This window comes from Nocardioides sp. Root122 (assembly GCF_001425025.1).
Taxonomy (GTDB): domain Bacteria; phylum Actinomycetota; class Actinomycetes; order Propionibacteriales; family Nocardioidaceae; genus Nocardioides.
In genome coordinates this window covers 424,227-437,185 of the sequence record NZ_LMDE01000001.1, presented here as the reverse complement: position 1 = coordinate 437,185, position 12,959 = coordinate 424,227, and the positions used below count along the sequence as shown (strand labels likewise).

General features: G+C 72.5%; 15 protein-coding genes. 4 read left to right on the top strand and 11 right to left on the bottom strand.

All coding sequences use genetic code 11. From position 1 onward, the window contains the following. Window position 1 precedes the first annotated feature (1 nt). The gene (locus ASC64_RS02020; RefSeq protein WP_056905836.1) at window positions 2-382 is read right to left on the bottom strand and encodes a hypothetical protein; all 381 of its coding nucleotides are present in this window, start codon (window positions 380-382) and stop codon (window positions 2-4) included. A gap of 151 nt (window positions 383-533) precedes the next feature. On the opposite strand from ASC64_RS02020, the gene ASC64_RS02015 reads away from it, so the two are divergent. The 3 genes from ASC64_RS02015 to ASC64_RS02005 all read left to right on the top strand — a co-directional run bounded on the left by ASC64_RS02015 (window position 534) and on the right by ASC64_RS02005 (window position 3,495). Further along, complete coding sequence (locus ASC64_RS02015; RefSeq protein WP_056905835.1) at window positions 534-1,628, top strand: hypothetical protein; 1,095 nt, start codon at window positions 534-536, stop codon at window positions 1,626-1,628. Continuing rightward, the gene (locus tag ASC64_RS02010; RefSeq protein WP_056905834.1) at window positions 1,625-2,056 is read left to right on the top strand and encodes a hypothetical protein; all 432 of its coding nucleotides are present in this window, start codon (window positions 1,625-1,627) and stop codon (window positions 2,054-2,056) included. Before ASC64_RS02015 ends, ASC64_RS02010 begins: the two co-directional genes overlap by 4 nt. An 83-nt stretch (window positions 2,057-2,139) precedes the next feature. Beyond that, complete coding sequence (locus ASC64_RS02005) at window positions 2,140-3,495, top strand: glycoside hydrolase domain-containing protein (protein ID WP_056905833.1); 1,356 nt, start codon at window positions 2,140-2,142, stop codon at window positions 3,493-3,495. Window positions 3,496-3,606: 111 nt separating this feature from the next. Here the strand turns inward: ASC64_RS02005 and ASC64_RS02000 are convergent, their stop codons facing one another. Genes ASC64_RS02000 through purS form a run of 3 tightly spaced genes read right to left on the bottom strand, consistent with a single transcriptional unit; the run spans window position 3,607 to window position 4,996 of the window. Further along, window positions 3,607-4,050 carry a DUF3817 domain-containing protein gene (locus ASC64_RS02000; protein ID WP_056905832.1) on the bottom strand — a complete coding sequence of 148 codons (444 nt, stop codon included), beginning with the start codon at window positions 4,048-4,050 and terminating at the stop codon, window positions 3,607-3,609. Next, the gene (gene purQ / locus ASC64_RS01995) at window positions 4,047-4,715 is read right to left on the bottom strand and encodes a phosphoribosylformylglycinamidine synthase subunit PurQ (RefSeq protein WP_056905831.1); all 669 of its coding nucleotides are present in this window, start codon (window positions 4,713-4,715) and stop codon (window positions 4,047-4,049) included. Before purQ ends, ASC64_RS02000 begins: the two co-directional genes overlap by 4 nt. Then, on the bottom strand, window positions 4,712-4,996 hold the full coding sequence (purS, locus tag ASC64_RS01990) for a phosphoribosylformylglycinamidine synthase subunit PurS (protein ID WP_056905830.1): 285 nt from the start codon (window positions 4,994-4,996) through the stop codon (window positions 4,712-4,714). Before purS ends, purQ begins: the two co-directional genes overlap by 4 nt. Before the next feature lie 79 nt (window positions 4,997-5,075). Between purS and ASC64_RS01985 the strand changes: the two genes are divergently transcribed. Beyond that, on the top strand, window positions 5,076-5,978 hold the full coding sequence (locus ASC64_RS01985) for a DUF72 domain-containing protein (protein WP_235563481.1): 903 nt from the start codon (window positions 5,076-5,078) through the stop codon (window positions 5,976-5,978). Window positions 5,979-6,036: 58 nt separating this feature from the next. Here ASC64_RS01985 and ASC64_RS01980 read toward each other — a convergent pair whose 3' ends face one another. From ASC64_RS01980 to ASC64_RS01950, 7 genes are all read right to left on the bottom strand, one after another. Then, window positions 6,037-6,222, bottom strand: coding sequence for a hypothetical protein (locus ASC64_RS01980; protein ID WP_056905829.1), 186 nt, complete (start codon window positions 6,220-6,222; stop codon window positions 6,037-6,039). Next, window positions 6,222-7,787 carry a long-chain-fatty-acid--CoA ligase gene (locus ASC64_RS01975; protein WP_056905828.1) on the bottom strand — a complete coding sequence of 522 codons (1,566 nt, stop codon included), beginning with the start codon at window positions 7,785-7,787 and terminating at the stop codon, window positions 6,222-6,224. The genes ASC64_RS01980 and ASC64_RS01975 overlap by 1 nt, the downstream gene beginning before the upstream one ends. A 31-nt stretch (window positions 7,788-7,818) precedes the next feature. Then, on the bottom strand, window positions 7,819-8,379 hold the full coding sequence (locus ASC64_RS01970; protein ID WP_268788220.1) for an SRPBCC family protein: 561 nt from the start codon (window positions 8,377-8,379) through the stop codon (window positions 7,819-7,821). After that, window positions 8,268-9,170 carry a phosphoribosylaminoimidazolesuccinocarboxamide synthase gene (locus ASC64_RS01965; RefSeq protein WP_056905826.1) on the bottom strand — a complete coding sequence of 301 codons (903 nt, stop codon included), beginning with the start codon at window positions 9,168-9,170 and terminating at the stop codon, window positions 8,268-8,270. Before ASC64_RS01965 ends, ASC64_RS01970 begins: the two co-directional genes overlap by 112 nt. A gap of 41 nt (window positions 9,171-9,211) precedes the next feature. Continuing rightward, complete coding sequence (locus ASC64_RS01960) at window positions 9,212-10,870, bottom strand: PucR family transcriptional regulator (RefSeq protein WP_056905825.1); 1,659 nt, start codon at window positions 10,868-10,870, stop codon at window positions 9,212-9,214. 83 nt (window positions 10,871-10,953) lie between these two features. After that, window positions 10,954-12,060 carry an o-succinylbenzoate synthase gene (gene menC / locus ASC64_RS01955; protein ID WP_056905824.1) on the bottom strand — a complete coding sequence of 369 codons (1,107 nt, stop codon included), beginning with the start codon at window positions 12,058-12,060 and terminating at the stop codon, window positions 10,954-10,956. Next, complete coding sequence (locus tag ASC64_RS01950) at window positions 12,057-12,929, bottom strand: GNAT family N-acetyltransferase (protein WP_156384958.1); 873 nt, start codon at window positions 12,927-12,929, stop codon at window positions 12,057-12,059. Before ASC64_RS01950 ends, menC begins: the two co-directional genes overlap by 4 nt. Between the last annotated feature and the right edge of the window lie 30 nt (window positions 12,930-12,959).

Here is a 12,959-nt window from a genome sequence, read left to right as displayed (position 1 = left end):
GTCAGCGCCCCCCGTGCCCGGGCAGTCGGCCGAAGCCGCCGTCGCCCATCCGGTGGGTCGCGCGGTCGAGCTCGGACGCGGCGGTCTCGTCAGTGCTCACCGCGTCGTGCGCGGCGTCGACCAGGCCGTCCACGCCGAGGGCGAGGGCATGGGTCAGTGCGGCGACGACCTCACCGGCGTCGGCCAGCGAGTCGGCGTAGGAGGCGGCGACGTTGCGCGTGCCGGCGGCGTCACCGAGCGCCGCGCAGGCGCCGGCGAGGTCGTCGAGGGCCATCGACCAGTCGTGGGCCATCGCGGACAGGACGGCCTCCGAGGACGCGGCGAGCTCGACCAGCCTGGTCGGCTCGACCTGCATCAGGGACCGCTTGCCGCTCTCGCTCACCCCTGCGGGATACCCGCGTCGACAGGGTCCAAACACCCCTCGCCGGAGCCTGTGGGCAAACAAATGGCGGCCGGCGGTTTCGCAGCCATGACTTCGGGGAACGTGGACCGGCACAGCTCGACCTCCTCCCCTCGGCCCCCAGGAGACGCGAATGAACGCCGTGATGACCGTCGACCTCTCGGAGCTCGACGCATGGTCCGCGCAGGTGCAGCGCGCCAGCGACGACCTCACCGGCATCGCGCGCAACGGCGGTCACAGCCTCGTGCAGACCGACTTCGGGCCGATCCTCGAGACGATGATGGGCGCCTACAACTCCCTCCTCCCGTCGGTGCACCAGTCGCTGACCGACAACGGCACCGGCGTCGGCGACCACGCCGAGGCGCTGCGTGCGACGGCCCGCGACTTCACGCTGACCGAGGACGGCGTCGTACGCCGCCACCGGGCCGCCGGCATCGACGGCCGCGACGGGTCGAGCAGCTTCTACGACGTCGCCGACACGACGATCCGTCGGGCCGGACCGACCGAGACGAGCCTGCCGCAGATCAGCTTCGGCTTCCCCTACGACACCGTGTGCGACCTCGTCCGCATGCTCACCGGCTTCGACATCCGCGCCGAGCTCGCGGAGAAGATCGGCGGCGACGTCGTCGGTGCGTCCTCGCAGGGATCGTCCTTCGGCTGCCTCGGCACCTCGATGAGGGGCGTCGCCGCCAACCTCCAGAGCGGCGGCGAGACGATCTCCCGGACCTGGCAGGGCGGCGCGTCCGACGCGGCGATCGCGCAGATCGGCACCTGGGTCGGGTCCTTGGACCGGCAGGCCGGCCAGCTCGTGCAGATGGGTCAGAACATCGTGCAGATCTGCCGCGACGCGTGGCAGACCGCGCTCGCGGTCGTGCAGTGCGTGAAGTCCGCCGTCCAGACCGTCTCCTCGGCGCTCGCCACGATGAGCATCCCGGGCGTCGGCTGGGCGCGCGTGGTGCAGGCGGTGTGGCAGGCCTTCCAGGCCGTGATGAAGGCCTACAAGGCGATCATGAAGCTGATCACCATCCTCAAGCAGGTGAGGTCCTTCATCGAGACGGTGAAGAGCTTCTTCGACGGTGACAAGGCCCCGGTCTCCACGCCCACCGCGCCGACGGCGACGGGCACGCCGAGCAGCGTGATTCGCGACCCCGGCTCGGTCGCCACGCCGACGATCGGCCAGCGTGCGCCGGCGGCGCCCGTCGCGCCTGTCGCTCCCGCACTCGCATGACCGCACCCCGCGAGCCGAGCGACGAGCTCCGCAGCCAGGCCGAGATCCTGGCGGCGATCGCCGAGTCCCGCGCGGACCTCACCGCGAGCCTGGCCGACCTCAAGGCGACCGTCGACCAGCTGAACGCGCGCCCCCTCCTCACCGACGAGGAGAAGGAGGCACTCGAGGAGCAGGCGGAGTCGGGTGAGCTCGGCGAGGAGATGTTGACCCTCGTGGGCAAGATCAAGGACGGCGAGGACACCTGGGAGCAGGTCTTCTCGGGCGAGTCGCCCCACGGCACCCTCCTGCAGGGCCACCTCACGCGGATGTTCGAGGAGCACAAGGAGGACATCGCGCTGGCCTTCGAGGAGCTGATCGAGGAGGAAGAGGCCAACGGCAACTTCCTCCTCGACGAGGTGCCGACCAGCGACAGAACTACACCGCTGTAGTTCATCCGAAGCCCTGTTACCCGTGTGACTGGTGTGGTTGTCTGGCGGTCGCCTCGCCCTTCCCCGCCCTGCTGGAGTCACCCATGCGTCGCCTGTCCCGTACGCTCCTCGCCGCCCTCGCGCTGCTGCTCACCGCGCCCCTCGTCGGGTCGACCCCGGCGGGTGCCGAGCCGTCGAGCGCCAGCCCTCGGCTCGCGAGCCAGCGGCAGATCGCCCTTGCCACGCCCGGCGACTTCACGGGCTACGGCTTCGACCAGTGCCTCGCGCCGACCCAGTCGGCGATGGACCGGTGGTGGGCGAAGTCGCCGTTCTCCGCGGTCGGGATCTACATCTCGGGTGACTCCCGCGCGTGCCGGTCGCAGCCCAACCTGAGCTCCACCTGGGTCGCCGCCCAGGTGGCCCGCGGCTGGCGGCTGCTCCCGATCGCGCTCGGCCCCCAGGCCTCGTGCCAGCCGCGCTTCCCGCGCTACCAGGACGACTTCACGATCTCGAACAAGGCCGCCGGCGGCTACGCCACGGCCGCCGCCCAGGGCGCGGCCGAGGCCGACAAGAACGCCGCGGACGCGACGGCGTACGGCATCGGGCCGGGCAGCACGATCTGGTACGACCTCGAGGGCTTCGACCTCACCAACACCGCGTGCCGCGAGTCCGCGCTGGTGTTCGTGTCCGGCTGGGTGACGCGGATCAAGGAGCACGGCTACGTCGCCGGCTTCTACTCCAGCGCCAGCTCCGGCATCAAGATGATCGACGACGCACGGGTGCAGCGACCGGGCCAGTTCGCGCTGCCGGACCGCATCTGGATCGCGCGGTGGGACGGCGCGGCCAACACCTCGACGACCTACATCCCCGAGGACGGCTGGCGTCCCGGCGGCCGGATGAAGCAGTACCGCGGCGGCCACAACGAGTCGTGGGGCGGCGTCACGATCAACATCGACAGCAACTTCATCGACCTCGGCGCCGGCTCGCAGCCCGTGGCCGAGGGCCGGTGCCCGGGGACGCGGCTGGGCTACTGGAAGTACCCCAGGCTCTCCCCCACCTCCGCACGGACGACCCGCGTGAAGGTGCTGCAGTGCCTGCTGACCGAGCAGGGCACCTACGCCGGCCCCGTCAACGGCAGCTACGACGCGGCCACGATCGCCGCGGCTCGTGCCTGGCAGGCGGCGCGGCGGTTCACGCCGTCCGACACCTTCGAGAAGCGGCACTGGACCGCCCTGCTCGCAGCCGGAGCGCGTACGACGATCAAGCGCGGCTCCGCCGACGAGTCGGTCCACCGCCTCCAGCGGGCGCTCAACGCGGCCGGGGCCGGACGCTTCCGGGCGACGGGCGTGTTCGATGCGAAGACCGAGACCGCCCTGCGGACCTACCAGGCGCGGCTGCGGATCACCGTCTCCGGCGTGGCCACGACCCAGACCTGGAACAAGCTCCAGCGCGGCCTCTGAGCGCGACGGTCATCGTTCGGGATCCCCGGCTGACCGGGTATCGCTGAACTTGTCGGCCCCTGCAACGCCTGACAAGTTCAGTGATCCCCGGCTGGCCGGGGATCACTGGAGTCAGGCGGGCGGGCCGACGACGAGCGCGACGCCGGTGAGGCCGGCGACGGCGAGGAGCCCGACGACCAGGCCCTGGGCGGGCCGGCGGAGCAGCGAGGCAGCGAGCCGCTCGAGGAGACCGGCGGGGGCCGCGGTGCGCAGGCGCCACGTGTCACCGAGGAGCCCGGCGCGCTCGGCATAGCGCTCGAAGGGCACCGTCGCGAACGGCGGGATCGCGGCCAGCAGGCCGAGCGCGACCCGGCTCAGCGCCCACCTCTGGTCGATCCAGAGCAGCACCGTGGTCAGGCAGTAGGCGATGAAGACGACGCCGTGGACCATCCCGAAGACCTGGACGCCGAGCTCGGTGGTCTCGGTGACGTACTTGAGGAACATGCCCGTCAGCAGCAGCGCCCAGGTGACGGCCTCGGCGCGCGCGACGAGGCGGTAGAGGCGGACCGGCGTCATGCGAACGCCTTCTCCGCCAGGGAGGTGAAGAAGCCGAGCCCGTCGGTGCCGGGGCCGGTGAGGTCCTCGACGGCGTGCTCGGGGTGCGGCATCAGGCCGACGACGTTGCCGCGCTCGTTGGAGACGCCGGCGATGTCGCGCAGCGATCCGTTGGGGTTGTCGTCGAGGTAGCGCGCGACCACGCGGCCCTCGCCCTCGAGCCGGTCGAGCGTCGCCTCGTCGGCGACGTAGCCGCCCTCACCGTTCTTGAGCACGATCGTCACCTCGGCGCCTGCGGCGTAGGCCGAGGTCCACGGGGTGTCGACGCGCTCGATGCGCAGCCGCTGGTCGCGGCACACGAACTTGCGGTGGTCGTTGCGGATCAGCGCGCCAGGCAGCAGGTGCGACTCGCAGAGGATCTGGAAGCCGTTGCAGATGCCCAGGACCGGCATCCCCTTGCCGGCCGCCTCGATCACCGCGGTCATCACCGGCGCGAAGCGGGAGATGGCACCGCAGCGGAGGTAGTCGCCGTAGGAGAAGCCGCCGGGCAGCACGACCGCGTCGACGCCCTGCAGGCCCTCGTCGCCGTGCCACAGCGCGACCGCCTCGTTGCCGCCGATGCGCACCGCCCGGCGCGCGTCGACATCGTCGAGCGAGCCGGGGAAGGTGACGACCCCGACCTTCATGCGCGGCCGGCCTCGTGCGCGACCTCGGCGACCGAGTGCTCCTCGACGTGGACCTCGTAGTCCTCGATGACCGGGTTGGACAGCAGCGTCCCGGCGACCCGCTCGATCTCGGCGAGCACCGCGTCGGTGATCTCGCCGTCGACCTGGAGCTCGAACCGCTTGCCCTGGCGGACATCGGTGACGAGGTCGAACCCGAGGCGGGGCAGCGCTCCGAGCACCGCCTTGCCCTGGGGGTCGAGGATCTCGGGCTTGGGCATGACGTCGACGACGACTCGGGCCACGGAGTGCTCCTGGGGACAGGCTGGAGGGGGCGTGCTCGATTCTAGTGACGTCCCGCAGCGCGCGCCGCGCGGGGCACGCATGCGCGGACAGCTGCGCGGGTACGCGGAGCCCATGATCCGGGTCGGCATCTCCGGCTGGCGGTACGCCGGCTGGCGCGGCGTCTTCTACCCGACCGGTCTCCCCCAGCGTCGCGAGCTCGAGCACGCGGCCGGACGGCTCACCACGATCGAGGTCAACGGCTCGTTCTACTCGCTGCAGCGACCGTCGAGCTGGCGGGCGTGGGCCGCGGAGGTGCCCGAGGACTTCCTCTTCGCGGTCAAGGGCCCGCGCTACATCACGCACATGAAGAAGCTGGTCGACGTCGAGGCCCCCCTGGGCACGTTCCTCGCCTCGGGCGTGCTCTCCCTCGGCGCGCGGCTCGGCCCGCTGCTGTGGCAGCTGCCCCCGAACCTCGGGTTCCACCCCGACCGGCTCGCCGCGTTCTTCGACCTGCTCCCACGACGTACGTCGGAGGCGTCCGCGTTCGCGGCGGCCCACCACGACGCGTCCAAGCTCAAGGAGCCCGCCGACACCGCGAGTCCCGAGGACCGGCCACTGCGCCACGTGCTCGAGGTGCGCCACCAGTCCTTTTGGACGCCGGAGTTCTGCGAGCTGCTGCGCGCGCACGACATCGGGATGGTGGTCGCCGACTCCGCGGGGACGTGGCCGATGTTCGACGAGGTCACCAGCGACCTGGCGTACGTCCGGCTCCACGGCGACCAGGAGCTCTACACCAGCGGCTACTCGGAGAAGGCTCTCGACCACTGGGCCGAGAAGGTGCGCCAGTGGGACGCCCAGGGGCTCGACGTCCTGGTCTACTTCGACAACGACGCCAAGGTGCACGCGCCGTTCGACGCCATCGCCCTCCAGGAGCGGCTGGGGATCGCACCGTCCGGGCGCGAGCACCAGGCAGGCAGTTCGGGCGTGGAGCACCGACGCTGAGCGTGAGCACGACGGCGATGGACGCGAACTGCCTTCCCGGGTGCGCGACCGGGCCGCCTCACTCCCGGCGGCGGGCGGCGACGACCACCAGGCCGACGCCGAGCCCGGCGACGAGGGGGCCGAGGATCGCCCAGATGCTCTGGTCGGTCATCAGGCTGCCCTCGAGGTAGCCGAGGCCCTGCGCGGTCCACACCACACCGGTCGCCACCATCACCACCCCGAGGGCGATGAGGAGGGCCCGCATCAGGTGAGCTCCCGCTTGAGGATCTTGCCGGTCGCGGTCATCGGGAGGGCGTCGACGAACTGGACGATGCGGGGGTACTTGTAGCCCGCCATCTGCTCCTTGGCCCACGCCACCAGCTCGTCCTCGGTGACGGTGGCGCCCTCGTTGCGGATCACGACCGCCTTGACCTCCTCGCCGTGGCTCGGGTCGGGCACGCCGATGACGGCCGCGAGCGAGACGTCGGGGTGCGTGAGCAGCACCTCCTCGACCTCGCGCGGGTACACGTTGTAGCCGCCGCGGATGATCATGTCCTTGGACCGGTCGACGATGTAGTACCAGCCGTCGGCGTCCTTGCGGCCGAGGTCGCCGGAGCGGAACCAGCCGTCGACGATGGCCTCGGCGGTCGCGTCGGGTCGGCCGTAGTAGCCCTTCATGATGTTCGGGCCCTTGATCGCGATCTCGCCGACCACGTCCGCGGCGTCCTCGACGTCCTCGCGCACGCCGGGCTCCGGGCTGATCAGCTTCATCTCGACGCCGGGGATCGGCTTGCCGATCGACCCGACCCGCACCGGCTCGCCCCACACCGAGAAGCTCGCCACCGGCGAGGTCTCCGACAGGCCGTAGCCCTCCAGGATGGTGACGCCGAAGCGGCGCTCGAACTCCTTGTGCACCTCGACCGGCAACGCGGAGCCGCCCGCGACGGCGACCCGCATCTGCTCGGCCAGCTTCTTCACGTCGACGCCGGAGTCGTCGAGGGCGCCGAGCAGGCCCCAGTACATCGTCGGCACGCCGGCGAAGAAGGTGACGCCCTCCTTGTCCATCAGCGACAGGGCGGCGCCGGCCTCGAAGCGCGGCAGCATCACCACGGTGCCACCGAAGGCGAAGCCGGCGTTCATGATCACCGTCTGGCCGAAGGAGTGGAAGAGCGGCAGGACGCACAGCAGGGTGTCGGGCCGCTCGGGGTCGGCGCCGAAGAGGGCGTCGCTGGCCAGGGCGTTGCTGATCATGTTGCGGTGCATCAGCTCGGCGCCCTTGGGCTGGCCGGTGGTGCCCGAGGTGTAGAGGATGACGGCGGTGTCGTCGGCACCGACCTCGACGCTCTCGAAGACCGGCGACTGGCCGACGAGGGCCTGGCCGAGCGTCTCGGCACCCTCGATCGGCGACGCGGCCGTGGGGTCGGCGGTGATGACGAAGAAGTGCTCGCATCCGTCGGCCTGCTGGAAGCCGGCGTGGCCCTCCGCCCCGATCGGCAGCTCGGGCGTGCCCTGGAAGCAGAAGTAGGCCTTCGCATCCGAGTCGTCGAGGTGGTAGGCCACCTCGCGGCCCTTCAGCAGCACGTTGAGCGGCACCACGGTCGCGCCGGCCTTGAGGATGCCGTAGTAGACGATCGGGAAGTACGGCAGGTTGGGGCAGCTCAGCGCGACCTTGTCGCCCGGCTCGATGCCGCGCGAGACCAGCAGGTTGGCGACCTGGCTGGCGGCGGCGTTGACCTGGGCATAGGTCAGCCGGGTGTCGCCCAGCACCACCGCCGTACGGTCCGGGTGCGCAGTGGCGGTGCCTTCGAGGAGCGAGGAGAGGTTCGGCATGGCGCCAACCTACTCACCAGTCACGAGTGCGTCACCCGTCTGCCGGGCGCTCCTTGCGCTGCGCGATGCGGTGGGTGGCGGTGCGGAGGTCGGCGGCGATCGCGCGGCCGGCCAGCAGGCCGGAGCTCCCGGCCGCCACGGCGTAGACGCCGGAGCCGGTCACCTCGCCCTCGGCGACGACCCGGCAACCGCGCGCGGTCTCGGTGAAGCGCAGCCGCAGCGTCGCCTCGACGCCGCGCCAGGTGCCGCGCTCGGCCCACGACCGGTAGGGCACGAACTCGAAGACGACCAGGCTGGGGCGTACGCCGACCACGGTCAGCTCGGTCCACGCCTGGCCGAGGTGCGGCTCCTCGTCCTCCGGCACGTCGGTCGAGAGCAGGCTTGACTGCCACTCCGGGCGCAGCCGCGGGTCGACGAGATAGGTGAACGCCTGCTCCGCCGTGTGCGGCATCTCCTCGGTGGCGGAGAAGCGCCGGGTGGTCAGAACGTCTCCCCGGTCAGGAGCTCGTAGGCCTCGACGTAGCGCGCACGGGTGCGCTCCACGACGGCGTCGGGCAGCGGCGGTGGCGCCTCGCCCGAGGTGCGGTCCCACCCCGACTCGCCGGTGAGCCAGTCGCGCACGATCTGCTTGTCGTACGACGGCTGGGCGCGGCCGGGCTGCCACTGGTCGGCGGGCCAGAAGCGGCTCGAGTCGGGGGTGAGGACCTCGTCGGCGAGGATCGTGGTGCCGCCCTCGGACGCCGGGCGGCGGCCGAACTCCAGCTTGGTGTCGGCCAGGATGATCCCGCGCTCCCGGGCGATCGCGTGGGCCCGGTCGTAGACCTCCATGGTCAGCATCCGCAGCTCGGCGGCGGCGTCGTCGCCGATGGCCTCGACGACGGCCTCGTAGTCGACGTTCTCGTCGTGGTCGCCGAGGGCGGCCTTCGTGGCCGGGGTGAAGATCGGCTCGGGGAGGTGGCTGCCGTCCTGCAGGCCCGCGGGCAGCGGGATCCCGCAGACCTCGCCGGTCCGCTGGTAGTCGAGCAGGCCGGAGCCGGTGAGGTAGCCGCGGGCCACGCACTCGACCGGGAACATGTCGAGCTGCTCGCAGACCACGGCGCGACCGGCCACGGACGCGGGCACGTCGGTGGACACGACGTGGTTGCCGACCAGGCCGGCGAGCTGGTCGAACCACCACAGCGACATGCGGGTGAGGATCTCGCCCTTGTCGGGGATGGTCGTGTCGAGGACGAAGTCGTAGGCGGAGATGCGGTCGCTGGCCACCATCAGCAACCGCCCCTCGTGCTCGCCGGAGTCGATCCGGTAGAGGTCACGCACCTTGCCCGAGTGGAGGTGGGTGGTGCCGTCGATGACGGGCGCTGCGGGGATGTTCAGCTCGGCCACGCGCCGAGCCTAACGGCACGCGACCCACGACGTACGCCCCCTCAGCGCGATCCGGACGGAGCGGTCAGCACCCGCAGCTGCAGCATCAGCGCGAACCGCTGGTCGGCGTCGTCGAGGTCGACCCGGCCGACCTCGGCAGCGCGGCGGAGGCGGTAGCGGAAGGTGTTGGGGTGGACGAAGAGCGAGTCGGCCGCGGCGACCGCGTCGCCGAAGTGGTCGAGCCACGCCCGCAGGGTGTCGACGAGCGCGGAGCGGTGCCGGGCGTCGTACGCCACGAGGCGGGCGAGCGGCCCGGTCGGCTCGTCGCCGCGGGCCGAGGCGAGGTCCTGCAGCTCGAGCACGAGCGCCTCGCCCTGGAGGTCCTCGAGCCGGCCGATGCGGCGCTCGCCCCCGCCGCGGCGCAGCACCCGCAGCGCCCGGTCGACGCTGGTGCGGCTGCGCGCGATGCCCGAGAAGTCGGCGGCGACGGTGCCGACCGCGGCGACCGGCCGCATCCGCTCGCCGATCCGGTCGATGAAGTCGCGCACCAGTCGCGTCGCCCGCTCCTCGGCGAGGTCGACCTCGCCGGAGATCGCCAGGAGCCCGTAGGTCACGTCGCCCAGGGACGCGGCCGCCGAGCGCGGGTGGACCGCGGCGAGGTGCAGCGCGAACGCGTCGCCGAGCCGCTGCCGCTCGTGGGTGAGCGACGCGTCGTCGATGTCGTGCCCGACCGCGTGCACCTCGTCGAGGGTCATCCCGACCACCAGCAGGGGCTGCCCGGCGAGCCCGAGGCGCTCGAGCGCGTCGGGGGCGGAGGCGCCGCCGGCGAGGGCGGAGGCGAGGAGGTCGGCGCGCACCCCGCGGCGTACGTCGGCGCCGGCACGCACCCGCAGCAGGTGCAGCGCCACGAGCTTGGCGGAGTCGGTGAGCGCGCCGAGGCGCTCGGGGCTCAACGGCTCCGGGACGACCGCCCAGATCGACCCGAGCACCTCGTCACCGGCGCGCACGGACACCGCCACCCGGGGCAGCGTCATCTCCCCGTCGACGCCCGGCAACGGGTCGACGACGACCGGCCGGTCGGAGCGGTGGAGGTCGCGGAAGACGCCGCGCTCCTGCAGCACCTTCATGTAGTGCCCCGGCACCTGACGGCCGAGGATCGTCTCGACCCGCGAGGGGTCGGCCTCGTCCTGTCGCCCTGAGAACGCCAGCACGCGCGAGCTGCGGTCCTCGATGGTGATCGGCGCGTCGAGCAGGGCCGACAGCGCGTTGGCGACCGCGAACAGGTCGCCCGAAGGCAGACCGCCGAGCGAGTCGGGCTCGCCGGTGGCCGGACCGGTGTCCCCCGCGACAAGCAGCGACCGGAGCATCTCGCTCAGCTGGGCCCACGACGCGCCACGGCTGAGGCCGAGCACGGCGACCCCGGCCTCGTCGGCGGCAGCGCGCACCTCGGCGGTGAGCGGGACGGGAGCCCGCAGCACCAGGCCGGCCGCACCCCCGGGGCCGAGGCCACGGAGCAGCTCGACCACCTGGGCGGCGGAGTCGACCCCGACGCCGAGCACGATCGCGCGGGGCGGCAGCGACGGCGGGTCGAGCGGGTCGTGGATGACGACCCCGCCGATGCCGCGCGCGGCTGACACGTCACCGTGGGCGAGGTCGAGGAACGTCGTACCCAGGTCGTCCAGCAGCCGCGCGAGGCTCGCGCCCGCCGCCTCGTCGCTCATGCCTCCACCGTAGGGAGCCGTCGGGGCAGTAGCCAGTGCGGCACGACGAATTCACGGTCCGGACTGGTGCGTTCCGACGAACCTCAGAGGGCGAGCCACTCCGTCGCGGTGGTGACCTCCTCGAGGCGGTCGGGCAGCGGGGCGACCCCGAGGCCCGCCCCGGTCGGGACGGCGAGGTGGCCGTCGTCGAGCACGAACGGCTCGGTGATGTCCTCGGCGTAGTAGCGGCCCGAACCGGACGTGTCGCCGGGGAGGGTGAAGCCCGGCAGCGCCGCGAGGGCGACGTTGGCCGCCCGCCCGAGACCGGTCTCGAGCATCCCGCCGCACCACACCGGTACGCCGGCGGCCACGCAGACGTCGTGGATGCGTCGCGCCTCGAGGTAGCCGCCGACGCGGCCGGGCTTGATGTTGACGATGCTGCAGGCGCCCAGGCGGATGGCTGCCGCGGCGTCGCGCGCGGAGGTGATCGACTCGTCGAGGCACACCGGCGTCCGGATCCGGCGGGCCAGGTCGGCGTGGCCGAGCACGTCCTCCTCCTCCAGCGGCTGCTCGATCAGCAGCAGGTCGAAGGGGTCGAGCCGCGCGAGGTGGGGCGCGTCGGCGAGCGAGTAGGCGGTGTTGGCGTCGACCTGGAGCAGCACGTCGTCGCCGAAGCGCTCGCGCACCGCCCGCACCGGGTCGACGTCCCAGCCGGGCTCGATCTTCAGCTTGATCCGCACGTAGCCCTCGGCGAGGTAGCCGTCGACGGCGTCGAGCAACGCGGGCACGGAGTCCATGATCCCGACCGACACCCCGCACGGCACGCGGTCGTGCACCGCACCGAGCTCGCGTGCGAAGGACCGGCCCTCGGCCCGGAGCTCGGCGTCCAGCACCGCCGTCTCGAGCGCCGCCTTCGCCATGCGGTGGCCCTTCACCGGTGCCAACCGGTGCGCCACGTCGGGCGCCGAGCACGGGCCGTCGGCGACCAGGCGGGGCACCAGGTAGCGGCGCAGCACATCGGCGGCCGCGTCGACGTACTCCGAGCTGTAGAGGGGCGCGGACATCGCCACGCACTCCCCCCAGCCCTCGGAGTCCTCCGACACGACACGCACGAGGAGCACGTCGCGCGCGGTCTCGGTGCCGAACGACGTCCGGAACGGCGCCACCAGGGGCATGGCGATGCGTCGCAGCTCGACGCCGGTGATCTTCACAGCTCTCTCCTCACGACGTACCAACCTGCCCGGTCGAACCCCTCGATGCGCCCTGCCCCGTCGGTCAGCAGGGCGGTGAGCGCCTCGCGCACGGCGATCCGCCAGCGGGCGGCGGTCTCCGGGTCGGCGCCGCGCAGGAGCGCGACGTCCGAGGGCACCGCGACCAGTGAGACGGGCCCGTCGAGGCGGCCCGGGACAGGCCGGCCCGCCTCGTCGGAGCCGAGGGCGACGATGGCGCCACCTGCCCGCAGGTCGTCCGCGACCGCGCCGACGCCGCCGCCGGCGCAGGCCAGCACGACCGCGGGGTCGGTCAGCCGCCAGCGCACCAGCAGTCGGTCCGACTCGTCGCGACCGTTGATGCCGTCGTCCATCGGCCCGTAGAAGTTGGGGAGGTACTCCGTCGCGCTGGCGCCGAGCTTGGTCAGGTTGAACCAGGCGTTGCGGGCCACGAGCGGGTCGAAGGTCCACGCGATCTCCCCGACGCCGCGGCCGATCGCCCACGCGCGCTGGTGGAGCTTGAGGGCGAACCCGATGTTGCGCCCGGCGGCACCGGGCGCGACGCCGGCGATGTGGCTGTGGAGGCTGTCCTCCTCGGGCGCGTGGAAGAAGCCGACGCACGCCCCGACGAGGCGACCGTCGACGAAGGCACCGCCGACGTAGTTCCCCGCCTTCGTGAGGGCGCGCAGCAGCTCGAGGGTGAGCGGCGGGCTCGCCTCACGCCGCCAGATGTCGGCGAACAGCGCGACCGCCTGCTCGAGGTCGGGCAGGTCCTCCAGGCTGCGCACGGTGACCCCCGCCGCGCGGGCGGCGGCGTCGGCCCCCTGGACCGCGGCGTCGAGGTCGGTGGCGACAGCGCTCGACGTCCTCATGGCTCCCATGCTGGTCGCCTTGCGGGGCAG

What these genes read in the sequence shown, in the direction of transcription:
- ASC64_RS02000 (WP_056905832.1), bottom strand. Translation starts at nt 4,050, where the DNA reads ATGACGCCGGTCCGCCTCTACCGCCTCGTCGCGCGCGCCGAGGCCGTC.
- ASC64_RS02015 (WP_056905835.1), top strand. Translation starts at nt 534, where the DNA reads ATGAACGCCGTGATGACCGTCGACCTCTCGGAGCTCGACGCATGGTCC.
- purQ (WP_056905831.1), bottom strand. Translation starts at nt 4,715, where the DNA reads ATGAAGGTCGGGGTCGTCACCTTCCCCGGCTCGCTCGACGATGTCGAC.
- ASC64_RS01950 (WP_156384958.1), bottom strand. Translation starts at nt 12,929, where the DNA reads ATGAGGACGTCGAGCGCTGTCGCCACCGACCTCGACGCCGCGGTCCAG.
- ASC64_RS01975 (WP_056905828.1), bottom strand. Translation starts at nt 7,787, where the DNA reads ATGCCGAACCTCTCCTCGCTCCTCGAAGGCACCGCCACTGCGCACCCG.
- ASC64_RS02005 (WP_056905833.1), top strand. Translation starts at nt 2,140, where the DNA reads ATGCGTCGCCTGTCCCGTACGCTCCTCGCCGCCCTCGCGCTGCTGCTC.
- ASC64_RS01960 (WP_056905825.1), bottom strand. Translation starts at nt 10,870, where the DNA reads ATGAGCGACGAGGCGGCGGGCGCGAGCCTCGCGCGGCTGCTGGACGAC.
- ASC64_RS02010 (WP_056905834.1), top strand. Translation starts at nt 1,625, where the DNA reads ATGACCGCACCCCGCGAGCCGAGCGACGAGCTCCGCAGCCAGGCCGAG.
- ASC64_RS01980 (WP_056905829.1), bottom strand. Translation starts at nt 6,222, where the DNA reads ATGCGGGCCCTCCTCATCGCCCTCGGGGTGGTGATGGTGGCGACCGGT.
- ASC64_RS01985 (WP_235563481.1), top strand. Translation starts at nt 5,076, where the DNA reads ATGCGCGGACAGCTGCGCGGGTACGCGGAGCCCATGATCCGGGTCGGC.